Here is a 24,977-nt window from a genome sequence, read left to right on the forward strand (position 1 = left end):
GATTCTTTTCTTTTTTATATGCGATCTTTTTCGCGTTTGAGTGCTTTTGATCGCGACTATTTGGTTATTTATGGCAATTTTACAGGAATATGGGAGCTTTTTCAATTTTTTTCATTATAATTCTAGAGCTGGGATTTGTAGGTATAGATTAATACTATTTTTTTATATGACTGCGTAGAAAAGAGGAAAGGGCGATCGTACTGAGGTGTGACAAACCTCACCCAATATCTAACAGGACTTACACATCCACCCTATTTGTAGCGCATTGCGGCCCTTATTACTACGGGTAGTGTAAAAATTTAAAAGTTGCGTAAGTCCTGATATAATTTTCACCTATCGGCGATCACTGAGTTAGCAAATTGCAGAGCTTTTCAGCAATTTGAGCCTGTGTATCTGATGACAATTCACCCAACTCACGCTGAATAACCACTGTAGAAACAGTTACCACTTGATGCAGCCTGATAGTAGATGGCACCCGCAGCCCCGAAGCCTGAAAGTCGAGATGAGAAGCATCTAATACGATATCTGTTTCCAGTAGATTTGTTGGCAAGCGACTTGTAATATAAGCAAGAATAACATGACGCCGCGCTCCCAAAGGGTTAGTCAAACAAGCTGCTGGACGCAGTTTGTTTGCCGATAAATCATCATAGGGAAACGGTAGTAGGAAAATCTTACCCTTGGTCATGGAATGGTTTACCGTCAGCTATGGTATAAATGTCTTCTTCGGAGTCTAGGATCGAACCAAAATGAGGCTCGATTGCTACTGTTTTAATCCATTCAGGGTCGTGGAATGGCACGCCATCAGCTAAAGTGTATATATCTTCTGCTGAGTCTCTCAGAGAATCAAAAGCTGGATGGCGGATCGCACCTTTTAGCCATTCATATTCTTCTAGTTTTGCTTGGTTAATTAGGGCAGCTTCTAGGGCTTCCAGTCGCTTCAGGTCTGCATAAGTAATGATAGCAGCGATCGCTCTTCCTTCCTGTTCTATGACAATTCGTTCTCCAGTATCCTCGACATGGGCGATGAGTTCGGGAAATTTGTCATTGGTTAGATTAACATTTAGTTGAGTCATCTTTTACCTCGCTATTAATTCTCCTATTATATCGTGTCCATTAGCTTCGTTGAAAAGTGTTTTTGATGATGTAGGGGCGGGTTTTACCAACAATAATCGCCTCAAACCGACAATCTCATAAACCCGCCCCGCCCAAGGGCAAATCCCTATTCTTGAATCAAGGCTTGAAACCGAGTATGCGATCGAAGGCTGTCAAAATCCGAGTCAGTTTTTGCCATTTCTCGGTATTCGTCAGAATTCAGATTGATGGCTTGCTGCAAATTCTGAATCGCTTGGTCAATTTGACTATGCAACTCATAACAGCAAGCTTTATTATAAAACGCAGATGTCTAATACTGTACCAGGCTGCGTCATCATCGGGTTTGAATTCTAAGGCTTTGTCGTAGGAGGCTATCGCTTCTTCCAATCTTCCTAAATTACCCAGTGCAAGGCCCCGATTGTTCCAGGCTGCGTCATCATCGGGTTTGAATTCTAAGGCTTTGTCGTAGGAGGCGATAGCTTCTTCCCCTCTTCCTAAATCATCCAGTGAAATGCCCCGATAGTACCAGGCTGCGTGATCATCGGGTTTGAATTCTAAGGCTTTGTCGTAGGAGGCTATCGCTTCTTTCCCTCTTCCTAAATTACCCAGTGCATTGCCCCGATTGTACCAGCCAACGTGATAATCTGGTTTGATTTCTAAGGCTTTGTCGAAGGAGGCGATAGCTTCTTCCCATCTTCCTAAATTACCCAGTGCAATGCCCCGATTGTACCAGGCTTCGTCATCATCTGGTTTGATCTCTAAGGCTTTGTCGAAGGATGCGATCGCTTCTTCTAATCTTCCTAAATTACCCAATGCAATGCCTCGATTGTTCCAGGGAACGTGATAATCTGGTTTGATTTCTAAGGCTTTGTCGTAGGAGGCTATCGCTGCTTCCCATCTTCCTAAATTATCCAGTGCAATGCCCCGATTGTACCAGGCTTCGTATGAATATGCTTTGATTTCTAAGGCTTTGTCGTAGGAGGCTATCGCTGCTTCCAATCTTCCTAAATTACCCAGTGCACTGCCCCGATTGTTCCAGGCTTCGTATAAATCTGCTTTAAATTCTAAGGCTTGGTCGTAGGAGACTATCGCTTCTTCCCATCTTCCTAAATTACCCAGTGCAATGCCCCGATTGTTCCAGGCTTCGTGATACTCTGGTTTGATTTCTAAGGCTTTGTCGAATGAGGTGATCGCTGCTTCCAATCTTCCTAAATTACCCAGTGCAATGCCCCGATTGTTCCAGGCTTCGTGATAATCTGGTTTGATTTCTAAGGCTTTGTCGTAGGAGGCTATCGCTGCTTCCAATTTTCCTAGATTACCCAGTGCAATGCCCCGATTGTTCCAGGCATACTCCTCATCGGGTTTGAATTCTAAGGCTTTGTCGTAGGAGGCTATCGCTTCTTCAAATCTTCCTAGACTACCCAGTGCAATGCCCCGATTGTACCAGGCAACATGATTATCTGGTTTGAATTCTAAGGCTTTGTCGAAGGAGGCGATCGCCTTTGCAGATTCTTCAGCATAGCCATACAATAAACCTTGTTCATAAAACAATTCTGCTTGTTGTTCGGGTGTTTGCCCATCCTCATCAATTAAAGATTGAATCCTCACCAATTCCCGTTTTCTTTCTTGGGGAGTCAAAGCTAGATAATCTTCTTGCTTCCATCTTTCGGAACAAGCCTGCCTTGATTCTAGTTGCAGCAGTTCTTTATCCATTGACAACTTAAATAAACTCGATCGCCAATCGAAAAAGTCAGGTGCCCGTTGAATAAAATAATCAATAGCAAACTTAGGCAACAGAAAAACAAAACAGATTTTAAAATTATCTCGAAATCGTTCTCGCTGCTGGTTTAAATTAATAAAAACAGGCGGCACTCCCCGCCAACTGTAAGAGTAAATATCCTTACTTTCCCAGCCGATATCCTTTTTCTCTTGTTCGTATTCATAAAGTGAATATTCTAAACCCTGGACAAAGAGGACATTGATGCGAGCGCGATTTGGCAACTCTTCAATTAGATTGTAAAAATCATAAACCGATTCCTTCAGCCGCAAAACCTCAATATTTTGCTGCGGAATATCTGTTTTAACTCTAGTAATCCAGCGTTCTCCCTCCGCCGGTGAACACTCCACAAACAACAAGCTAAACCCATCTGTCCGCTTGAGAGTGCGTACCAGAGTTAGATATTCTTCCTCCGGTTCTGCAGGTGGCAAATCTTCGTCCCAATCAATTGCTTCTGGTTTCATGGCTGAAGTAGAGCGACTGCTTCCTTAAATTCCTGAATGCCTTTAATTAGCGGGTGAACATCATACCAAGGCTGCATTTCTCCTTCATCATCAAAATATCGGTATTCCAAAATACAGCGGTTAAATAGCAAACTGCGGTGCTTTTCTTCATTAAGTATCCGGTGAGAAATAGAGACTTTTGCTAAAATTGACCATTCATCTTGTCCGGGAGTTTTGCGGTAGACATTCCGCTCTTTCGTGATTGCTCTTTGGGCCGCTTTGGCAGTAATTGGCAAATTCTGTGTTTGATTCACAGATTCTCGCATCATCTTCATCAAATCCCTAACGTGACCTCCACTCATCAAGCACAGCCGTTCTAGGGTTTCTTCGGTGTCAAACAATCCTGTCTCTAAAGATAGATTTGGAGCGATTTTTTGCACCCGCTTCTTAATCAACTCTTTAATTTTAGCAAGTCCCGGTTGGTGAGCGCTACCATCTAGATTCTGTACCAGAATCATTGGCAGCACTTGCGGAGTATTGTACTTATCGCTTAAATCAGCAGCGCGATTGGAATGCACCATCGAAATAGGTACAGTGTAAACGACGTGGCAATCTAAAGCTTGGAGTTGTTCGCTGCGGTCTAAGAAAATTTGGTCTAGATTGCTGCGTCCTCCTGCGTCTGCTGCAGAAAAGGGCACAATCCGGTCTAAATTATCGGCAATCGCTACCAGTTGCGAATATTTATTGGGCAACTTTTTTTTAGCGTCGCCAATAAACTCATTTAGCGCATCAATCAGCGTTTGTGTTTGGGGCTCAACTTTTTCTCGGATTTTGTGGCGCAGACTCGGTTGAGTTCTCACATTCGCCGTCAACTTGGCAAACTGACTAATTTGCGCCTCTAAGCTCAATTTTTCAAAAGATATTTCTGTTAGCCCTAAATCTTTTAAATCGTCCCAGCGGTCTTTCATCCAATTGACCAAAGGCTTGGAGTCAGCCTCTTTAATTGCTTCTAATAAGTGTCTGGTGCAAGCTAGCAAAATATCTGTATATTCAGTATCTTCGGGATTGATATCTTCGGCGTCAGCCGCGAAATAAACTACAAAATAACCTTTGTTGTTCAAGTGTTGCTGTAGCCGCAGCAATTCGGTTGATTTTCCAGCACCGCGATGTCCTGCATACAACTGGCAAGTCATCGGTTCTGAACGCTCAATGTTGAGGCCCAAGTCTAGGGTAATATTGTCATCTCCTCGCACTTCCCCACAGTCAACATATTGCGGGTCGCCTGCTGGTAAAGGAGAAGATGGGTTAAAGGCGTTGTAGAGGTCTTTTAGTAGTTTTTCTGTATTTTGAGTCATAAATTTTTTTTAGTATTTTTGGTTTTTTATAGGCTCAACCGCAGATTTAAAGCAGATGAACACCGATAAACGCAGATAATTATAAGAAGAGCGATCGAATCTATGCAAAAGGCTGGGTGCACATGGCGCACCCAACAATCACTACTTTTAGGCTTGGTATTTTTTCAAAATTGCGACTTTTTCCGGGAAGATTTCGATCGCCATTTTGTCATCATAACGAGTCGCGAGCGATCGCCTCACCTCGCCCAAAAACAGCGGCTGCGACAGCCCAGGTTCAGGATGTACCACTGTACGAACCCGGATTGTCATGTAGTCTCGGCCCCGCCCAGAGCGCCCTGGAGAGTACAAATCCGCAGCCGCTTGCTGCATCGTTGCTTCTAATTCCGATTCCGTGATCGTAGGCGGCACAGTAACTACTGTTTGAGCGCCGCCTGTATCGTAAACTAAAGAATAGCGAACTGCACCGGGAATTTCTGTGCGGGAAAACAGTCCCAAACCCAGACCAAATATACTCGCAGCAATTACTCCCATAAAGCTTGTCACTCCTACCAATCGGAAGCGAAAACCCCATTTGAAGATAAATGCTATAACAGTTAGAATAGCCAAGGCTACTGTTAGAATTCCCGCCCATTGGGCGTACATTAAAAGGTTAGAATTTACGTTCATTTGATAATTTGTTGACTGTTGACTGTTGACTGTTGACTGTTGATATTAGTTACCGATACCCGATGCCCAATGCCCACTGCCCAATGCCCAATGATTAATTAAGCGTTTCGGCCCATAAGCAGATAAGTCATCATATCGCCTTTCCCCTTCACTGGAATCACGCCGCGCTCTTCAAAAACGTACTTATCCCGCAGGCGCTCGTAGGTAGCAACTGTCACCTGAATGCTGCCGGCGACGCCTTGAGATTCCATCCGGGAAGCTGTATTTACCGTATCTCCCCACAAATCGTAAGTAAATTTTTTAGTACCGATTACCCCAGCTTCTACCGGGCCTGTGTGGATGCCGATGCGGATGCTGAGCGGCTGACCTCCCTTGGTATGTATCTTAGTCATTGCTGCTTGAATTTCCAGCGCCATTTCGGCGATCGACTCAGCGTGGTCGTCGCTGGGCGTAGGCAAACCGCCAACAACCATATAAGCATCGCCGATCGTCTTAATTTTCTCAAGTCCGTAGCGCTCGGCCAACTCGTCAAAAGCCGAAAAAATCTCGTTGAGCAACTCCACCAATTGGGCCGGCGATAAATGAGCCGAAAGCTTCGTAAAACCGACCAAATCGGCAAACATCACTGTTACCTCAGCGAAACTGTCTGCGATCGTAATTTCCCCGTGTTTCAGGCGCTGCGCGATCGCCTTGGGTAAAATATTTAACAGCAAACGCTCGGACTTTTCCTTTTCCTGGGCCAACTCATGTAAATAAGCCTGTTCCTTATCCCGCAGCCGCTTCTTTTCCAGACAAGCGCTAATCCGAGCCTTGAGCAATACCGGATTGAACGGTTTAGAAAGATAATCCTCCGCCCCCAACTCTATACACCGGACGATACTGTCGATATCGTCCACCGCCGAAATCATAATCACCGGGATGTAGCGCAAATTCTCGTCCGCCTTCAGACTTTCGAGCACCTGATAGCCGTTCATTTGCGGCATCATAATGTCTAAAAGAACCAAATCAAAAGGATCGCTTCGCAACATTTCCAGAGCTTGGAGACCATCTTCAGCAACAGTCACCACATGGCCTTGACGCTGAAGTCGGCGGGCCAGCAAATCGCGGTTTACCTCATTGTCGTCAACAACCAGCACGCTGCCCTCATCACCTTTCATGTCATGGCCTCTTTGAGAAGCGTTTCAATTTTACCCAAAAGTCTGGGAAACTCGACCGGTTTAGTGTCGTAGTCATTGCAGCCGGCCGCAAGACACTTTTCACGATCGCCCGCCATTGCGTGAGCCGTCAGCGCAATCACCGGAATCCTGCTAGTTTCAGGAGCCGCCTTAATTTGCTGCGTTGCTTGCCAGCCGTCGAGAACCGGCAGACTCATATCCATCAGAATCAAATCGGGTACTTTCGCGAGCGCCATCGACACTCCCTCAGCACCGTCAACAGCAATAAAGACCTCATGTCCCTTGCGGGCCAGACGCCTGGAAAGCATATCCCTGTTCATTTCGTTATCTTCGACCAACAGGATTTTAGCCATTGGTGTTCTCCTTGCCTTTCGAGTCGTACCTGCGATCGAACCTGTCATTGACTATAGAGCGAACATCGCGCAACAAAGTATCGCAACTGTAGACTCCCTTTTGTAGCACCCGCTCGACGTAGCCGTTTAGTTGCTGGCTTTCGGCCGGTGTCAAGTCTTTCCCCGTGATCACAACAATCGGTATAGGATCTCCCGAATGGGATTTGCGAATTTCCCCGATCAACTCAAAACCATCCATTTCTGGCAGCGTCAAATCCAGTAATATCAGGTGCGGGCGAGCAACTTTTAGCCGATCGAGAGCAGCGCGTCCGCTGTCAGCTTCCGTTACTGCCCAGCCTTGTGTTTCTAGTACGCATCGCAGTATTTCGCGCGTGGCAACGTCGTCTTCCACAATTAGAATCTGACAGGTCAAATTGTTACTTGCAACGCCGTCTTGGTCGCGTCGGTACTTGTTCAACAAGGCAGCCAGCCGTTTGCCGTCCACTGGTTTGGTGAGGTAGTCCGAGGCACCCAATGCGAAGCCGAGGCTTTTGTTGCCCACAAAGGATAGCAGGATTACGGGAATTTCGGCAAGCTCAGGATCGGCCTTCAGCGCTGAGAGTACCGCCCAGCCGTCCATTCCGGGCATTATCACGTCCAGGGTAATGGCGTCTGGCCGTAGTTGCTTAGCGAGCCGGAGAGCTTGCTCGCCACTGCCGGCGACTTCTATGTGCAGTCCTTGGCGACTAAGGGCGCGCTGGATTAAATCCCGCGAAATCGGGTCGTCGTCCACTACCAGCACCGTGCCGACAGCGGGGGCGTCCGGAGGGCTAGTGCTGTCGTGGACTTTGTTGGGGATTTCCGGCTGTTTGATGGCTGTGGGCAAGAGCACGGTGAAAGTGGTGCCTGCGCCCAAGGTGCTGCTGACCTCAATACTGCCACCCATCATCTGACAGAAGCGCTGACTGATTGCTAGTCCCAAACCGGTGCCACCGTACTCGCGGGTAGTCGAGGCATCAGCTTGGGTGAAAGGTTGGAAAACTCGCTCCAATTGCTCTTGTGTCATGCCGATGCCAGTGTCGGCGACGCGGAAACTTAAAAATTCGGAGTTGGAAATTAAAATTTGGGAAGATTCCTCTTGATTTTTCATTTTTAATTGTTCATTTTTAATTCTTTCCACTCCGATCGCAATTCTCCCGTTTTGTGTGAACTTGGCAGCGTTGCTGAGCAAATTAAGCAGCACTTGCCGCACTTTGGTCATGTCCGCGTGCATGGTGTCGAGGTTGTCTGGACAGTACACTTCTAGGGTATTACCGTTTTTATCTACCAGCGGCCTCGCCGTGGCAACAGCACTTTCAATTAAGGTATGGATCTCGAAGGTTTCTAAGTAGAGATCCATTCGGCCTGCTTCAATTTTAGAAATATCTAGGATGTCGTCAATCAGGGACAGCAAGTGTTTGCCGGCGCTGCAGATTTTTTCGAGGTCGGGGACGGATTCGCAACTGCCCAATTCTTCGGCTTCTTCTTTGAGCATTTCGCTGTAGCCGATGATGGCGTTGAGGGGTGTGCGAAGTTCGTGGCTCATGTTGGCGAGAAATGTGCTTTTTGCCCGGTTGGCTGATTCTGCTGCTTCTAGGGCTAACTGCATGGCGGATTCTGCCTGTTTGCGATCGGTGATGTCTTGGACTGTGCCTTCGTAGTACAAAACGCTGCCGTTTTCGTCGCAGATGCTGCGCGCGTTTTCGGAAATCCAGATCGTGCTACCGTCTCGGCGGTATATTTGGGACTCAAATTTTGACACTTGGCGGCGCGCGCCCAATTGGGCCATAAACTCGGCGCGCCGATGGGGGTCAACGTAAAATTGACGGTTGATATCGGTGAATTCGGCAAGCATTTGGGTATAGGATTCGTAACCGTAAATTCTGGCTAGTGCGCGATTGCCGTTGAGGTAGTGCCCTGAAGGCGTTGTCTGGAATATGCCTTCGACTGCGTTTTCAAAGATGCTGCGGTATTTTGTTTCGGATTGTCTCAAGGCTGCTTCTGCTCGCTTGCGCTCTAGGACATTGGCGAGCATTTCTCCTACCATTTTTAGCTGTGTGGAGATTTCGGTTGCTCGACCTGCTGTTTGCTTTAAGCCATCGAATCCGAGAAATCCTACTAGGTTTTTACTACAAATTAGGGGAACAATTATCAGCGATTGAATATTTTGTAGCTGTTTTTTAAATTCTAAATTATTTAGGGAAGCGCCAATCGAAGGTATTGAGGCGGTTGCTGTTTGATTGAGTGTTTGGGATGGGGAGTCTGTCTGGAATTCGGCTGAAATTTGACCGATAAAATAGCCAATTTCGGCTTTGGCTGGGGGCGCGAGTTCGCCGATTTCTGGAATATAGAGGCATTCCGCGCGATCGAGTTTTTCTGCGATCCAAGGGATTTGTGCGATGTCTATTTGTTTGTAGGTGCTGTCTTTGACTGCCGGAATGCTTTCGCGGCACCACTCGTAGGTTTTGTCGGCGCGGGTGTTGTCTTCTGATAACAGGTAGATGTAACTGCGGTCAAACCCGCTCAAGGTGGCTATCGCTTCGAGGGTTTGATCGATGCCTTTGTTTATTTCTGATAAGGGCTGGCTGATGAAATGGCTTGACAAACGGGCAATCAACTGAGCGGATTCTATTTGATACTGCAAAGATTCTTCTACTTTTTTGAGTTCGGTAACGTCTCGAAAGCTCCAGACTCTACCGACTGTTTTCGCTCCGACTTTTGAGGGCAACGAATTTAATTCAAGAATTTTTCCGTCTTTAAATTCTAATAATTCGTTGATTTTAGTATCTGGATCTGCGGACACTTTGATCACGTTTTGGAGAAATCTTTGCGGGTATTTTAATTGTTCCCTGTCCAAGGGGAATCCTGTTTTGATTGTGTTTTTGAGTGTGGCGAAGGTCGAGCGGCTCAACTTTCCTTGGCTGGCGGACAAACCCCACATTTCTAGAAATTTCTGATTATAATTACATATATTGCCGTTTCTGTCAACCGCCAGAATTCCTGCATCTGTAGATTTTAGAACTGCTTGCAGTATCGAGAGCGATTGCTTCTGTTCTCTAATGTCAAAAAACACCAAGACGGATATTTCGCTGCCCTCAACTGCGGGATGGAAAAAATAGGAAACTGGTAAAATCTTGCCGTCGCGACACAAAAACTCGTCGTCCCAATTGTTGCAAGGTTGACTCGAAGCGATCGCCTCTTGTAAATTTAGTGTAGGTGCGATCGTCACATCTTCACTCTTGCTTGGCGACTGTTTCGGAGCCGTCAGAACTGGGGATTTGTTGCCTTTCTTTTGCTTGCCGATGCGCTCTAGCAGGGAAACGCCTGCAAGTTCCGACTCTCGCCATCCCAGCAAGCGTTCTGCCTCTGGATTCACCGAGATTACACAGCCCTTCCTGTCAAGGATACACACTCCCGCCCCCAAACTGTTGACACTCGTCGCCCGCAGTCGATCGAATTCTGAAGCTGTTGGAGAGTCTTGAGGGGACTGGGGCGAGTTAGTTAAATCCTTGAGCGCCACCGTCTCCAAGTTAAAACAATCTTCCCGCTGAAGTTGTTGCTGACTCTGAACTCCGTCATAGCTACAACTTACCTGCTCTAATAAAAGCTGCCACTGCTCAGCAGTGGGAGGGGGAGACTCGCCGACTAAACCGAGCTGTTCGAGTTGGCGCTGGAGGTGGGGGTGCATATTTTCTGGCGCTTTGTAGGCAACTTTCTACAGTATATCTTTATTAATTAATAGTATATATACGTAAGTATACCGTTAGGGGACAAGTACGCGATCGAAGTCTATAACAGGTTTTATTGAGAAGCCGAGGGCTCCTGTCTCCTCTCCAAAATCTTTCAAACTGCGCTAATTATATTAATTCTCAGAAGTTTTAGGGGTTGTCAACCAACCAAGCCTCTGAATGTCGGAAGCACACTCAAAAATCATAATATCATCTTATCTGATCAAGTCAATAGACCTCTTGCAAAAGTCATTCTGAAAGGTTAAGTTCATAGTTATAGATACCTGCAATCAGGTTGAAGCGTAAACCAAATCTACGTCGGCGATTTCGGTAACGTTCCGACAGAATCCGAAAAATTTTCAGTTTCCGATTGACGTGTTCAATGACAATACGTTGGGTTGCCAGAGTACGGTTTTCTTGCCGTCCAACCTTAGATAAATTAGAGCTTTTGGGCTTTTTAGTAGGGATCTGACTATTGGCATGAAGTTTCCTAATTCCTTGATAACCCTTGTCACCTAAAAGCTTAATTGTAGTGGCTAGCCTGACTTTACTGCTCTTGAATAGTCGAAAGTCATGCCTTCTGCCTTTACCATGAGCTATGCAGATAATTGCTCCCGTCTTTTGATTGACCACTAATTGTGACTTCAAGGTGTGATACTTTTTTTTGCCCGAAAACACTTGTCGTTGTTTTTTTTTGGACGCTCGACTGGACTTTCGGTCACATCGACCACAACTACTTCTAAAACTGAGTCAGGTTGTCGCAGTGCTTTCTTTCCGGGTAAGCTAAACCGACCTGAACGAATCAATGTATCCTCTACGTGCCTCACGATCCGGAACGCAGTCGATTCATTGATGTTCCAGCTTTGAGCAATGTGAAAGTAGGTACGGTACTCTCGCCAATATTGTAATGCCAGTAGTACCTGATCTTCTAAGCTCAGTTTAGGCGGACGACCGGGTTTCCGTTTCTGAAGTTGCTGTTGTTTGAGAACTGACACCATTTCTGCAAAAGTTGTATACCCAACGCCACATAATCTCTTGAAGGCTTCTGGCTTTAAGCTTTGCACTTGTTCGTAAGTCATCAGTTTTTCCTCTCAATCACCTCACTATTGCCCTTATTGGGGACTTTTGCAAGAGGTCTAATATTCCCACAACTTTTGGTAGCGATACTACAAGCTTTACAGGACAAGGATAATAAAAAAATAAAATTAAATGCAAGTCACGGATGGAGACGGCATTGATTTAATTATCCACAGTCGATCAAAGTCCTATAAAATAAGCCACTGCACCAGAGAAAAACTATCCGGAGTTTTTATCAAGTGAACTTACCCTCAAAAACTAGGTGACCCCCAAAAAACGATCACGTACGCTTGTACAGGACTGGAAAAATTATTATTTCCCTGCCAGCGTAAACGATTTAAGCGCTTTTCGTACTTACTCATAAATTAATTTAATTATGGTTATCTAACCCAGCCTAATCTTCTACCTCTATATTATAAAAACCTAGGAAAAAAAGTGAGTTGCTCATGTGATAAATTATCTGCCAAATCTCCCTAACTGCTAGCGAAGTAATCAGCAACTGGCGGAGGGAAATAAAATTTGCAGGCATCAAAAAAAATGTCAAAAAAATATTATTCGTCAGACTTTTCGGTTGAGATCGAAAGGTCGGTGAAAATAGCTGGCAGCCGAATGATAAAAGTAGAACCTTTGCCCACATCGCTGAATGCAGTAATGTCTCCGCCCATCATTTCGCAGAATTTCTTAGTAATCGTCAGCCCCAAACCAGTGCCGCCATACTTCTTAGTAGTTGAAGAATCGGCTTGGGTGAAAGGCTCAAAGATTTTGGCTAACTGTTCGGGACTCATGCCAATGCCGGTATCTTTGACCGTAAAAATGATCCAATCTTGAGCGGAAGATAACAGAGACAAGCTATTTTCAGCTTGGCCACCTCCTCTATACGCTCCAAGTCTTTTGGCTTTATTTGCAGTGTCGGCGGGGGTTTCGACGGATCGGGTAACGGCGAAGGTAATCGCGCCGGAGCAAGTAAATTTCGCGGCATTGCTGAGGAGGTTGAGCAGAGACTGCCGGAGTTTAGTCAAGTCGGCCTGCATCGAGCCAATATCCTCGGGGCATTGTATATCTAGGATATTGCTATTTTTGTCTGCCATCGGCGCGATCGTGGTTACTACTTGCTCAACCAGAGTTGAAATGGTGAAGGTTTCGAGGTGGAGGTCGATGTGGCCGGCTTCAATTTTGGTCAAGTCGAGAATATCTTTAATCAGGTCTAGTAGGTGCTTGCCGGCCGTGTTAATACTCTTGAGGTCGTCTATGAGCTCTTCGACACCGAGGTCTCGGGCGTCTTCTTGCAGGATCTCGCTGTAGCCGATGATGGCGTTGAGGGGGGTTCTGAGTTCGTGACTCATGTTGGCGAGAAAAATGCTTTTGGATCTATTTGCAGCTTCGGCTGCTACTGCGGCCCGGCGGAATTCTTCGGAACGCAAGCGTTCGGTGATGTCGGTGGTCATGATTAAAACGCACTGAGTGCTGCCGAGGTCGATGAGTTCCATTGACAGCAGCCAGTCGCGCACTTCGCCGACTTTGGTGCGAATTTTGATTTCTTGGTTGCTGATCGAATTTTGTGATTGCAAAATCTGGGCGAGCCGCCCCCCGTCTTCTGAATGGACAAACATTCCTAAGTCGCTGGGAGTGAGGCCGATAAATTCGTGCCGCAGCCAGCCTAATGAGCGCAAAAAGCTTTCGTTGGCATCCAGGAAGCATCCGTCTGTGAGGGTGCAGATGCTGATTCCGACTGGGGAGGCGTGAAAGGCCTTGGAAAATCTTTCTTCTGAAGAACGCAGGGCGGCTTCGGCTTGCTTTCTGTCTGTGATGTCTTGGACGGTGCTGGTGATGTAGAGGGAGTTGACGGCGGCTTGTTCGTAGACTGTGCGGTTGCTACCGTCGGGGAGTATGAGCCTGTAGTCGATGCTGTAAGGCTGTTGCTGAAATAAAGCCGCTTCGATCGAGGTTTTGACTAATTCTCTGTCTTCAGGGTGTACGTATTCCAAGAAGGCTTCCAGGCTGGGTTCAAAAGTTCCCGGCCGCTGTCCCAGGATACGATAAATTTCCTCTGACCACCGCAATTGCTGGGTGTTGCGGTCTAAGTCCCAGTTGCCTAGTTGGGCAATGCGCTGGGCGTTGGCAAGGCTGGCTTCGCTGGCGCGCAGGGAGGCTTCTGCTTGGTGGCGTTCGGCGACGGTGGCGGCTAAGACTAAGCCGGTAACGGCGATGACGGCGATGAAGGCTTGCAGGGATAACAGTGCTTGGGGCATACTGTTGGCGTGTTTGAGGAAGGGGCCGCTGCGTCGGGCTATGCCCCAGATGGCGAAGCCGCAGAGGATGAAGTTGGAGAGCGCCGTGTAGCGCTGACCGAATCGAAAGGCAGCCCAAACTACTAGGGGAAATGGTAAGTATTCGAGGGGGTAGCGGGCGTAGGCGGCGCGGGTGCGCGAGCAGAAGACGAGCCAGCCGACTGCTAGCAGCAGCAACAGCCAAATCGCTCGTTCAGCTATCTGTTTGCGATGGGTGGGGACTTTCGGCAATTGTTGCCACGTCAGCAGCAGCGGGGCGACGAGCAAAATTCCCATAGCGTCTCCCACCCACCAAGTCCCCCAAATCGTGCCAAAATTGCTCCAGCTAGATAAACCGCTCAGGCATACGAGGATGCTGCCGATGGTGGAGTTGATCAGAGTAGATGCCAAGGCTCCTAGTCCGACTATTCCTAAAACGTCTTTGAGCCGATCGAGCCCGGCGCTAAAGTTAATGCCTTGGAGTAGATAAGTTCCCGTCCACGCTTGCAGGGTTCTGGCGCCTGCCGAGATCACTGCGGTGCCGATGTTGGCCGACGGTACGCTCATGCTGAACAGGAAGCCTCCGATCGCGATTCCCGGCCACAGTTGCCGCCCGAACACCAGCAGGGCGACTTGGGCAATTCCTGCTGCTGGCCACATTGGGTAAATTTCTGAACTGAGGGTGAGGGTGGAAATGGCGAATTGCGACGCCCAATAGTAGACCAGGGCGATCGCGCCTACTGCGAGGAAGTACCGCCAGGAATGTCCTTTGATTGCGTTAAGGAACTTTGTCTGCATTGTCGTTTGGGGAAAAGGTGGACGGTTGTTGGGATCTCAGTAGGTGGCACGGGACAGGCACAGGGTAGAGAAAATGTTTCTATTAGGTGATGGTAGGTCATGGGTGGTAGGTAGTGGGAGAAGCTTTTGAGCTAACTTTTTGTGGTGCCGTTGAGGGAGCCGTTTTTTTTGTTCGATCAAATCTGCCCATGAATTTCGGGAGTATTGCTTTTTTGTAAATATATCTCTAATGGCTAAGCAATTGGTTTGTAAATTTTTGGTTTTTGTTAAAAATTTATTACCGAGGGACAGCGGGTGTCTTTTTGTGTCGGGCGATCGCAACGCAATTCACCCTAACATTTTGCACCGTGCTCAATAATACCTAAAATACCTAAAATACCTAAAATACCAATAACAGCGACGTAAAATCTCTGCTTTTAGGTAAGTCTGGGGCCAGAAACACGGTTTCTGATTATAAGTTGAGGCTGAAGTGATTTTCACTTGATTTTTCACCAATCAATCGAGGCTTCAAGTCTTTCGCTCGAATACAGTAAAAGTGGATAATTTACAGCAAAAAAAAATATTTTTTTTTGTCTATTTCTCTGTGGCTGTTGCAATATCTAAGGTGAGTGTCAAACGCTCTTGAGATTCTTTAAGGGCGTCTTGGGGGTTGCGGCCGAGAAGGGTTGCCTCTATGGCGCGACCGAGGTTTTCTGAGAGGCGGGAGTAACCTGATATAATGGGTCGCGCTCTGGCTGAGTTCATTTGTTCTAAAAATACTCGCAAAACAGGGTTTTTTTCCACAAAGCTTTGATAAGCTTGGCTCTGTCTCGATTTTAAGTTAATGGGCAAGTAACCGGTTCCCAATGCCCATGCTGTTTGGAATTCTTCACCTATAACGTATTCTAAAAATACTAGGGCGGCTCGCTCTCGTTCTGGCGAGGTTTTCATTAAAAATAGGTTTTCACCCCCTACGACGGCTGCGGGGCGTTTGAGGAGCGGTAAAGGCATTGCTGCGTAGTCGATCGCGCTTTGCTGCAACTGTGCTAGCGTCCACGGCCCGGTGAGTTGCATGGCGACTTTCCCGGCGATGAAGTTGTCGAGTTCGTAACCGCGTTCGGGTGCTGACAGTATTGCTGAACCTTCTTTTAACAAGTCGCTCCACAATTCTAAGGCGGCGTGAGAACCGGGATTATCTATTTGGGGTACAGGACTTTGAGGTATTTCGCCTTTGAGTTCGCCACCTGCGCTGAACATGAATGGCAGCCAAGTAAATACTGTCCATTCTCCTTTGCCTAGGGGGAGCACTATGCCGTGTTGGTCTGTGCGGCCGTCTCCGTTGGTGTCTCGCGTGAGCGATCGGGCTACTTGCTTTAATTGCGCCCAATTCTGCGGCACTTTTTTGATTCCTGCTGCTGCAAATAAGCTGGGACGGTAAAAGATGGCGACGTTGTTTGTGCCTAGGGGAACTGACCAAGTGTGTCCGCCGAGTTCCATTGACTCAAAGAGTGCGGGGTAGATTTCCGCTTTCCGGGGCGATTTGTCGAGCCAGTTTTCTAAGGGTTCAATTGCGTTTAGTTCTGCTAGTTTTCCTGAAATTGTGGCAGCATTCCAAAGCAAATCCGGCGGTGCATTTCCAACTATTGCTGTTAGTATTTTTGGCAGTTGTTGGTCGGGCTGACCGATGTAAACTGGTTTGATCTGGATGTTGGGATGGGTTTTGTTGAATTTGTCTGTGAGGGTTTGAAATACGTCGCGATTTGGCGGAGGATTGATGCCGTGCCACAGTGTGAGTTCGATCGGTTCGCCGTTTTTTGATGCTGGGGTTGTGGTGTTTTGACAGCCGCTTAGTATGAGCAGATTTAAGGTAATTAAAATGCCGACGGCTATTTTGAGCGGTCTTTTAATTGCTTTGGATAATTGGGAGAAAATCATTTGTTAGTTGGATTAATGGAAGAATATTTTTTTTACTGCAGATGCACGCGGATGGACGCGGATAGTTAGATGTTGGTAAAACGAGGTAAATCTAGAAAATCTGCTCGTAGCTGATTTCTCTCTCCCTCCGAGGTGTTTTGAAACAAAACGGTGAAACCTCCTGCTCCTAGTCTATCTTGCGGCCACATCCGATAGCAAGGAATTTCTGTCAGGTGCGAGCGATATTTTTCTAAATGAGGAACAGTGACTGGCCCAAATTCGGGGAATTTGTTTAACAGCCATTCGCTGACTTGTTCATTTTATGCGGTTGAATAAGTGCAGGTCATGTATGCAAGATAACCTTGCGGCGCTACAATTTTAGCAGAATTGGCTAAAATTCTTTTTTGGCGGTTGGCATTGCTGTTGATGGTGACATTATGAAAGCAGCCGGGTGCTTTGTCTCATTTTGCTAAGAGTGATTGACCAGTACAAGGAGCATCTACTATTACTAAATTAGCCGTTTGTGGCATCTTTTCGGCAAGTATTTTTGAATCGAGGTTGGCGGCGGCGGATAGGTTAATTTGGCAGCGTTTTAAATTAGAGATCAGCATTCCCATGCGTTTGCCTATGACTTCGTTGCACAACAGCAATCCTGGGTTTAATGTTTTCCAGGCAAATATACTTTTTCCTCCGGGAACGGCGTACATATCTAAGATTAGTTTGACTGGCTGGCGTATTGTTAACAATGTGGAGGCTGCGAAGATTGAGGAAAAGTCGAGACAGTAGTAATGTCCTGCTTGATGTAAGCAATGTTTTCCCGGCTGTGATTCTAAGGCTAGTCTATCTACCAATCCTCGTTACCAAGAAACTGGAATTGCTCGATCAAATGGGTTTTCTGTTGGTTTTGGTTGCACCCAAAAGATAGCAGGATTAAAAGCTTGGGAATTGGTGACGGCACGAATAAATTTTTCTTGTTCGGCGGTGTCGGCAAATAAGCTGCGGCTGAGTTTAAGCAGCAGATGCGACGGTTTTTCCATGTTCGAGGAGATATGATAAGATTGAGATTAGCAGTGACAAAGGTAGATTAGATGATAATTGTTAGTGTAGAACAGTTATAGTTAACTTGGGAAGAAGGGATGCAAATGTGGTTGCGTCTATTAAACCCATTGCTTGGGAGCGTTCGAGTCGGGCTGCACCCGAGTATCAATCGAGATCCTTTTTGCCGATCGCACAACTCGGAACTATTCTCGAAGTGTATAATCTATGAGCCAACTACTATTATTTGATGTGAAAATAAAAATTACATGAGTCCGGCGACTGAAAACACTCCTAAACTCGCTTGTATGATAGCTCCTACGCGTTTAAGAGTCTCTACAATATACTATGGTTTTTTGCCATTACCTACTTGATGGCTAATGAGTAATGACTGAGGACTACTTACTAATAACGAACAATCTATGAAAATTGTCTTTTTTGGCACTCCCGACTTTGCTGTTCCTACTTTATCCAGTTTGCTAAGTCACCCAGAATTTGAGGTTGTGGGTGTGGTGACTCAGCCGGACAAACGCCGGGGAAGAGGGAATCAATTGATGCCTTCACCTGTAAAAGATGTGGCTTTAAATCACAGTCTCCCGGTTTTGCAGCCGCAGCGAATCAAGAAAGATGCTGAAACAATTGCCAAATTGCGGGAAGTGGAAGCTGATGTGTTTGTGGTGGTGGCTTACGGCCAAATTCTTTCTCAAGAAATTCTGGATATTCCTAGTTTGGCTTGCGTTAACGTTCACGGTTCAATTTTGCCGAAGTATCGCGGTGCCGCGCCGATTCAGCGCTGTCTTTTTGACGGGGAAAAGACAACAGGAATTACTACTATGCTGATGGATGCTGGCATGGATACTGGCGGGATGCTGTTGAAGGTTTTTGCGGGTATTACGCTGTTGGATAATGCTGATTCTTTGGGTGACAGGTTGGCGGAACTTGGGGCCGATTTGTTGGTGGAAACTTTGGTGAAATTGAGGGACGGCCAAATTGAAGCTGTTGTTCAAAATGATGCTGAGGCGACTTATGCGCCGATGATTAAGAGTGCAGATTATGTGCTGGATTGGTCGAAAAGTGCGAGCGACCTTCACAATCAAGTTAGGGGCTTTTTCCCGGATTGCACGACGACTTTTCGCGGCAATTCTCTGAAGGTGATAGCTACTGTGCCCGTCGGGCCGGAATATTGGCTGCAATTACCGCCGGATTTGAGAGTTTTGGAACGCGAATGGCCTGTTTTGGATCAGTTGTCGGGCGCAAATGGGGAAGTTGTGAAGGTTGTGAAGGGCTTGGGTGCGATCGTCCACACCGGTGATGGTTTATTATTGTTGCGGGAGGTGCAGTTAGCGGGGAAAAAGGTGCAGTCTGGGGTGGATTTTGCCAACGGAACTCGGTTGGCCGTGGGCGAAATTTTTGGGAGTTAAAAAGTATATTTAGGGCGGGCAAGATACCCACCATACAATATTTGGCAGCCAAATCATCCTGTAATTAGATGCGCGATTCTTGAGTTAAAATTCCACCAAAACTTCCTCCGTACCGCCCAACAAACCCTGCGCCGCCTCTAACATACTCTCAGCAACATCTTTCAAATCTTCGCGACTTGCCAGATAAGTTTTCAAAGCTTCTAACGGTTCTATACTATTATTAGCATTCAATTCGGGTAAACGTGGCCTCGCTAGTTGACTGACTAATTCCGGTTGAATTGTGTAGCTGTGCGCTTCGCCGAGAAGTGCGTGCAATTCTCCGTTGTCGATTAAATCTAATTGTTCCGATCGCAATTGGTAAATTAATCTCACAACCGCGTCTTGTATCTCTTTCTTGCCAATAGCTTTAACTAAGTCGGCTTGCGGGTTGTCCGATTCGGAAACATTCACTTTAATAGTTTGAAATACCCGCACGGGCAAAGTGCAAAATTCCCACTCAGCTTTTCCCCGTTCCAAATTAACTAACACAAAACCTTTATCTTCTTTCTCTTCGCTAAAATCAACTCGTTCGATACTTCCGGGATAAATTACTGGCGGATTGTTGGAAGCATTGAGATTTTGGTGTTTGTGTACGTGGCCGAGAGCAACATAATCAAAACAAGGGCGAGTTAGCATGGAAACGGGAATGTTAAAACCTTTTCCAACTGCTAAAAAACGTTCGGCGCCCAGACTTGCTTTATCTGCCATTAAGTGCGCTAAAAGTACGGTTGGTATGTCGGGGTTGAGGCGGCGAATTTCGCCTTCCATTGCGATCGTCAGTTTTTCGGTTAATAATTGGTTAACATCGCCCATAGACAGGCTTTCAGTCTCGGAACGTGTCATTAAGGTCGATCGAGTCAACCAAGGCAATGTTACCACCTGTACGGGCCCGCTGCGGGTTTGAATCAGGTGAGTGTCCAGGCGATCGCCTACAATAAACTTAGGTATTCCCAAAGTCCGGTAAATTCCCAAACTCGCGCCGCCTTGTCCCTGAGAATGTTGGTCGTGATTTCCTACTAACAAAACCGTCGGAATTTGGGCGTCAACCAAGCGGCTGAATTGGCGAGCAAAAGCCTCTTTGACAAACGGTGGAGGCGTCGAATCCGGGAAAGCATCGCCGCCGAATATGACTAAATCTACGGGTTCAGAAATTGCTCTATCCATACATTTGCTCAGCGTCGCCGCGAAGTCTTCTAGCCGCGTATTTAAACCGGTTTCTGGATTAATCCGGCCGTGAGAAAAGCCGCTGCCCATGTGAATGTCTGAAAGGTGTAAGATTTTAATCATTGTTTTTTATTTGTAAATTATCTTTTGGGTTCGTAGTGAGCACTTCAGTCCTCATCGGTTCGTAGTAAGGACTTCAGCCCTTCTTTAGCTTAGGCAGAAAAACTAAAGTCTTTACTAAGAACTAGGTTTAAGGTTTTTGTCCAAGTACAGACGAGAGGAGATTACTACTAAAAATTTTGTTTCATACATCACAATACCATGCCGGGGACTTTTTGATCAACTTGTGCGATCGGACAGCGAAAATCTATACTCATTAACTCTAACTCATCTCCTTGTCGGTAAGTCTGAGAAACCCAATTTCCCTCAACATTGAGTCGAAAACACTCTATTTTGATTTCTGATTGAGTTATGAGCACGTATTCCTGCAAACTCGGAGAAGTTTGGTAATCTGCAAATTTATCACCTCTGTCAAAAGCTGCTGTTGAAGGCGACAATACCTCAACTACTAAAGATGGATATAAAATGAAATCTTCAGTAGTTGAGGTATCCCTTTCGTCGCAAGTCACCGCTACGTCAGGATAGTAATAGCAATTTGCCTCTTCCAGTCGGACTTTTATATCTGATGATAAAACTAAGCAGTCGGTGTTATCTAAGTGATTTCCCAGTCGCCTTACTAAGTTGCTAGCAATAATAATGTGAGGCTTTTTTGCCCCTGTCATTGCATAAACGTGTCCGCGTCTGTATTCGTGTTTGATCGGGCTTACTCGCTCGCCTTCTAGGTACTCTTCTGGAGAGATGTAGAAAGTGTTTTTGCTGATAACCATTGATTTTTACTCCGCTGATGTTATCTGATACTATGTGTTGGAACTCAAATATTCCGGGAAGGAAACGGCAGTGCCGTTTCCCTACAAATTTAACAGAACTCCAGAAATCGTGCGTGCCATAGTTTGCCGCTTTCCGTCAAACCCTGCGATCGCACTTTAATTTTGACACTTTTGGGGTTAGCCTCGTAGAGTCGAGCAATTTCCTGCATTTCCTCCCCGCTAAACCCGGTTCCCACGCTTCCTACTGGGAGTAATTTGCCATCAATTTCTTGCGCTACTTTGACGGCACTAAACGGCCGCCCTGCAACTTTTGTCGCCGTCAAGCCCACAATAAACAAATCGTGTTCTTGACAGTATTTCGTCCTCACCATCGGATATTTCTTAACATCTTTTCCGCCGATATAGTGACAGTGGTGCAATACCCAAACTTCGCCTTCTTTATTTTCAGATTCCTGCTGATTTACCAGTACGAGTTTTTCGGTGGTGGTGCGAAATGTCGGTACAACTTCAAAGGCGGGAGATAAATTTGCCAGCATTTCGCCAACTTCAACTCCCGCTGCAATTCGTTCGGATTCTGCCACGGTAGTTAAATCATTGCCTTTGAAAAACAAAGTTTTAAAAATAGCATAAATTGCGTTGGGCTGGGTTGTAGGAAAGCCGCTTTCAATATTAACTGTAGCAGCTTGCGCGCCCGTGCGGTGTTCGCTACCCGTACAGCTTTTGTAATACAGTTCGCCGTCTAAAACAAAGGTGCCAATTTTAGCGGCTGTGTCGATTAATGTGCGATCGCTCTCAATCGATGCTTGCTGTCGCAGGTTAGTCGATCGCGATTGGTAGTATACTTTATCTGGCGTCGCAATGACAACGACTCGATTGCCGTCGCGCTTTGGCTGTCCCCAATAATCGGGATTTTCAATATAGTAAGAACGATCGCTCGGCGCGTCAACCGGCTGCATGGTTACAATCCTTCCCGGCTGCAAGTGCGGTGGCAATTCGGCAACAATGGGATTGTTGACAGTTTCTATTTTTGGGGCGGAAGTTGATTGTTTAGCAGGAGCGAAATCGGCGGTAGAATTGTTTTGAGGATTCAGGGCGATCGGCTTTTCTCCGGTTTCCAATTCAAACGCTCTTTTCCAAAAGCCGATCGCCATTTCCGGGTATCCTTCCAACTCCGCGCACAGTGCAAAACCAATAACTTTTGCCGTACCAATTCCGCGCCCATAATCAGCGAAATACTGCACTGCCCCCGCTTCTCCCATCAAGTGCAATCCTCGCGTCACGATGCGATTGTTCCAGCGTTCTCGAATGTCGGCGCTAATTTTTTTAGCTGCTTTTCGCTTGGCTTCTGCGTATTCGGTGCAGTCCATACTGCCTCCTTTATGTAGGGCTATTTATATACTCTACTAACAATTGACTTATTAGTCAAGTTTAATTTGACAATTAGGTGGTGTGAATAAATTTAACTCTTTCATTTGTGAACTAGATTTATTTTTTAACCGCAGAGGCGCAGAGGGCACAGAGGAAGAGAAGAAAGAAAGGTAGGGGGTTGTAGTTTTTTGATTGTCAAGCGCGGTAATCGGTTCGCTGCCAATGCTAAGATAACTTCGATCGCGCATTGCGACCAATAAAGCCGTGAGTTGCGTCTTACTCGCGTTGAGTTCGCCAACTGGCGATCGGACGTTTCAGAATTTAAGATCGAGTTTAATCTTACTGTTATGATGCGATTGATTTTGTACAGCAAACCCGGATGCCACTTGTGCGAAGGGTTGCAAGAAAAACTGGAACAGATTGAAAGCCTGAAGTTTCAACTCGAAGTCAGAGATATTACCGAACGCGATGACTGGTTTCAAGCTTATCAGTACGAAGTTCCAGTTTTGTTTAAAGTGCAGCCCCAGCCCAAAAATTTTGGTGGCGAGGCTGCATTCTCCGCTGAAGAACTGTTACCCCGTCCTTCTCCCCGCTGTAGTGTCGGTCAATTGGAGCAAATGTTACAGAAATATTTGCAAATCGATCGGTCACAATAATACGATTTACCCAAAAACTCAGGTTTTAATCCGGGCATCGGGGTGCGCCTAGCGCACCTTATTTTAGGCCTGTAGGGTGTGCACGGCATACAGAAAAAACCGTAGGGTTTGCACTGCGCGCAGCAAAAACCTGTAGATAATGGCTCAAACAATGTGTTCCGCCAGTCCTATTCAAGACATCCAAGTGAGGAGTTTTTCAGATGAAATTGAGAGAATTATTAGCAGCAGTTCCCAGCATTTCCTTTGACGCCCAACATCCCGCCCTCAATGCCGAAGTCAAGGGTTTATCCACTAATTCCCACGCTTGTCAGGCGGGCGATTTGTTTTTGGGAATGCCGGGAACTCGGGTAGATGGGGGAGATTTTTGGCAAAGTGCGATCGAATCTGGTGCACTTGCCGCCATAATTTCCACCCAAGCCGCCGAGAAAACACCCCCCCAACCCCCCCTTGCTAAGGGGGGGCTAGAAGATGCTCCCTGCGTCATCGCAGCAGCCGATATGGCCCAAGTTTGCGGTCAAATAGCAACTGCTTTTTACGGCAATCCAGCTAGCAAATTAAAACTTGTCGGCGTTACCGGGACTAACGGCAAAACTACAACAACTCATTTAATCGAATTTTTGCTCAATGAAATGCAGTTGCCGACGGCGATTTTCGGCACGCTTTATACTCGCTGGCCGGGCTTCCAACAAACTGCTGTTTACACTACACCTTTTGCAGTTGACCTGCAAAAGCAATTAGCAGAAGCTGTAGCAGCCGGATGCAAACACGGGGTGATGGAAGTCAGTTCCCACGCTTTAGCGCAGCAGCGAGTTTTAGGCTGTAGTTTTGAAGTTGCTGTTTTTACAAACTTGACTCAAGATCATCTAGATTATCACCGCGATATGGAAGATTATTTTGAGGCTAAATCGCTTTTATTTGGTTCGGATTACCTCGCAAATCGCGCTGTAATTAATATTGACGACCCCTACGGGCAGCGGATATATGAAACCCTAAAATCTGACCGAGTTTGGAGTTACAGCACTGTTCTGAAAACGGCAGATTTGTATGCTTTTGATTTGGAGTATCAGCCCAATGGAGTTAAAGGAATGCTGCACACTCCGAAGGGCGAAACTACTTTTTCTTTGCCTTTAGTCGGTCAGTTCAATTTATCAAATATGTTGGCTGCTGTCGGTGCTGTTTTAGAATTGGGTTTAGATTTGTCCGCAATTGTGGAGAAATTATCTCAGTTTTCCGGAGTTCCGGGACGGATGGAACGGGTGCAAATTAGTCCCGACCAAGATATTAGCGTCATTGTCGATTACGCGCACACTCCAGACAGTTTGGAGAACTTGCTGAAAGCCTCGCGGCCGTTTATTCCGGGTCAGATGATTTGCGTGTTTGGCTGCGGTGGCGATCGCGATCGCACTAAGCGGCCGATTATGGGTAAAATCGTTGCAGAATTAGCCGATTTAACTGTTGTTACTTCCGACAATCCGCGCACGGAAAATCCCGATCGCATTTTGGAGGATATTTTAGCAGGAATTCCCGCCGCAGTAAAGCCGATGGTTTTGTGCGATCGAGCCGCTGCAATTCGCACTGCTATTATGGAGGCTAAACCGGGAGATGGCGTGCTGATTGCAGGAAAGGGACACGAAGATTATCAGATTTTGGGCACAGAAAAAGTCCATTTTGACGATCGAGAACAAGCGCGAGATGCCTTGAAAGCCAGAAGGAATTCGGTTAACTGAATTCGGTTAACTGTTAACGGTTAACCGAATCCGGTTAA

17 protein-coding genes and 2 pseudogenes are annotated in these 24,977 nt (G+C 46.5%); 3 read left to right on the plus strand and 16 right to left on the minus strand.

Features of this window, described 5'->3' with window-relative positions:
* Positions 1–343: 343 nt before the first annotated feature.
* From D0A34_10390 to D0A34_10445, 12 genes and pseudogenes are all read right to left on the minus strand, one after another.
* Positions 344–685 carry a type II toxin-antitoxin system PemK/MazF family toxin gene (locus tag D0A34_10390; GenBank protein UNU19220.1) on the minus strand — a complete coding sequence of 114 codons (342 nt, stop codon included), beginning with the start codon at positions 683–685 and terminating at the stop codon, positions 344–346.
* Positions 672–1,073, minus strand: a complete 402-nt coding sequence (locus D0A34_10395) for a type II toxin-antitoxin system Phd/YefM family antitoxin (GenBank protein UNU19221.1) — start codon at positions 1,071–1,073, stop codon at positions 672–674. Before D0A34_10395 ends, D0A34_10390 begins: the two co-directional genes overlap by 14 nt.
* Positions 1,074–1,311: 238 nt before the next feature.
* Positions 1,312–3,333 (minus strand): tetratricopeptide repeat protein, encoded by a 2,022-nt coding sequence (locus tag D0A34_10400; protein UNU19222.1) that lies wholly within the window; start codon positions 3,331–3,333, stop codon positions 1,312–1,314.
* A complete protein-coding gene (locus tag D0A34_10405; GenBank protein ID UNU19223.1) occupies positions 3,330–4,667 on the minus strand; it encodes an ATP-binding protein in 1,338 nt (445 codons plus the stop codon). The genes D0A34_10400 and D0A34_10405 overlap by 4 nt, the downstream gene beginning before the upstream one ends.
* A 147-nt stretch (positions 4,668–4,814) precedes the next feature.
* Complete coding sequence (locus tag D0A34_10410; GenBank protein UNU19224.1) at positions 4,815–5,333, minus strand: hypothetical protein; 519 nt, start codon at positions 5,331–5,333, stop codon at positions 4,815–4,817.
* 98 nt (positions 5,334–5,431) lie between these two features.
* Entirely contained in the window at positions 5,432–6,490 is a 1,059-nt protein-coding gene (locus D0A34_10415) for a response regulator (GenBank protein UNU19225.1), read from the minus strand.
* A complete protein-coding gene (locus tag D0A34_10420; protein UNU19226.1) occupies positions 6,487–6,861 on the minus strand; it encodes a response regulator in 375 nt (124 codons plus the stop codon). The genes D0A34_10415 and D0A34_10420 overlap by 4 nt, the downstream gene beginning before the upstream one ends.
* Positions 6,854–10,567 (minus strand): response regulator, encoded by a 3,714-nt coding sequence (locus D0A34_10425; protein UNU19227.1) that lies wholly within the window; start codon positions 10,565–10,567, stop codon positions 6,854–6,856. Before D0A34_10425 ends, D0A34_10420 begins: the two co-directional genes overlap by 8 nt.
* A 289-nt stretch (positions 10,568–10,856) precedes the next feature.
* A pseudogene (locus D0A34_10430) lies at positions 10,857–11,686 on the minus strand (IS5 family transposase).
* A gap of 549 nt (positions 11,687–12,235) precedes the next feature.
* Positions 12,236–14,749, minus strand: coding sequence for a PAS domain S-box protein (locus D0A34_10435; GenBank protein UNU19228.1), 2,514 nt, complete (start codon positions 14,747–14,749; stop codon positions 12,236–12,238).
* A gap of 573 nt (positions 14,750–15,322) precedes the next feature.
* The gene (locus D0A34_10440) at positions 15,323–16,663 is read right to left on the minus strand and encodes an ABC transporter substrate-binding protein (GenBank protein UNU19229.1); all 1,341 of its coding nucleotides are present in this window, start codon (positions 16,661–16,663) and stop codon (positions 15,323–15,325) included.
* A gap of 65 nt (positions 16,664–16,728) precedes the next feature.
* Positions 16,729–17,679 (minus strand): annotated as a pseudogene (locus D0A34_10445) (RsmB/NOP family class I SAM-dependent RNA methyltransferase).
* Between the two features lie 420 nt (positions 17,680–18,099).
* On the opposite strand from D0A34_10445, the gene D0A34_10450 reads away from it, so the two are divergent.
* A complete protein-coding gene (locus tag D0A34_10450) occupies positions 18,100–19,098 on the plus strand; it encodes a methionyl-tRNA formyltransferase (protein ID UNU19230.1) in 999 nt (332 codons plus the stop codon).
* Between the two features lie 84 nt (positions 19,099–19,182).
* Here D0A34_10450 and sbcD read toward each other — a convergent pair whose 3' ends face one another.
* From sbcD to D0A34_10470, 4 genes are all read right to left on the minus strand, one after another.
* Complete coding sequence (gene sbcD, locus D0A34_10455) at positions 19,183–20,424, minus strand: exonuclease subunit SbcD (protein ID UNU19231.1); 1,242 nt, start codon at positions 20,422–20,424, stop codon at positions 19,183–19,185.
* Between the two features lie 188 nt (positions 20,425–20,612).
* Complete coding sequence (locus D0A34_10460) at positions 20,613–21,188, minus strand: Uma2 family endonuclease (protein ID UNU19232.1); 576 nt, start codon at positions 21,186–21,188, stop codon at positions 20,613–20,615.
* An 89-nt stretch (positions 21,189–21,277) separates the two neighbouring features.
* The gene (locus D0A34_10465; protein ID UNU19233.1) at positions 21,278–22,555 is read right to left on the minus strand and encodes an ATP-dependent DNA ligase; all 1,278 of its coding nucleotides are present in this window, start codon (positions 22,553–22,555) and stop codon (positions 21,278–21,280) included.
* A gap of 51 nt (positions 22,556–22,606) precedes the next feature.
* Complete coding sequence (locus D0A34_10470) at positions 22,607–22,804, minus strand: hypothetical protein (protein UNU19234.1); 198 nt, start codon at positions 22,802–22,804, stop codon at positions 22,607–22,609.
* Positions 22,805–22,906: 102 nt separating this feature from the next.
* Between D0A34_10470 and D0A34_10475 the strand changes: the two genes are divergently transcribed.
* Both D0A34_10475 and D0A34_10480 read left to right on the plus strand, forming a co-directional pair.
* A complete protein-coding gene (locus D0A34_10475) occupies positions 22,907–23,212 on the plus strand; it encodes a glutaredoxin family protein (GenBank protein ID UNU22240.1) in 306 nt (101 codons plus the stop codon).
* 200 nt (positions 23,213–23,412) lie between these two features.
* Positions 23,413–24,939, plus strand: coding sequence for a UDP-N-acetylmuramoyl-L-alanyl-D-glutamate--2,6-diaminopimelate ligase (locus D0A34_10480; GenBank protein ID UNU19235.1), 1,527 nt, complete (start codon positions 23,413–23,415; stop codon positions 24,937–24,939).
* Positions 24,940–24,977: the final 38 nt, after the last annotated feature.

This window comes from Microcoleus vaginatus PCC 9802, assembly GCA_022701275.1.
Classification (GTDB): Bacteria; Cyanobacteriota; Cyanobacteriia; order Cyanobacteriales; family Microcoleaceae; genus Microcoleus; species Microcoleus vaginatus_A.